Origin of the sequence: Sutcliffiella halmapala, from assembly GCF_050107295.1 — a bacterium.
GTDB classification, from domain to species: Bacteria; Bacillota; Bacilli; order Bacillales; family Bacillaceae_I; genus Sutcliffiella_A; species Sutcliffiella_A halmapala_A.
Genome location: NZ_JBNIKR010000038.1, coordinates 1 through 357, shown reverse-complemented (window position 1 = coordinate 357; position 357 = coordinate 1). Strand labels below are relative to the sequence as shown.

2 tRNA genes are annotated in these 357 nt (G+C 47.6%); both read right to left on the bottom strand.

Annotated elements, in window-relative coordinates:
* Positions 1-138 precede the first annotated feature (138 nt).
* Positions 139-214 (bottom strand) — tRNA-Ala (locus ACQCT5_RS22950).
* A 16-nt stretch (positions 215-230) separates the two neighbouring features.
* Positions 231-307 (bottom strand) — tRNA-Pro (locus ACQCT5_RS22945).
* Positions 308-357: the final 50 nt, after the last annotated feature.

The following is a 357-nucleotide window of genomic DNA, read 5'->3' as shown; positions in this document are numbered from 1 at the left end:
TCTCCAATAAAGAGTTTGAGCTTATGCTCAAATGTTGACTAGCTTATGTTACTTTTTCGTTCTTTGTTAATCCCTATAGGATTAACGTGGACGCTGTTGTTTTGTTTAGTTTTCAAAGATCATTTTCAAAAATACTGTTGGTGGAGCCTAGCGGGATCGAACCGCTGACCTCCTGCGTGCAAAGCAGGCGCTCTCCCAGCTGAGCTAAGGCCCCAAATATAGTGTTCTACTGGTCGGGAAGACAGGATTCGAACCTGCGACCCCTTGGTCCCAAACCAAGTGCTCTACCAAGCTGAGCTACTCCCCGTAAATGGCGCGCCCGAGAGGACTCGAACCCCTAACCTTTTGATCCGTAGT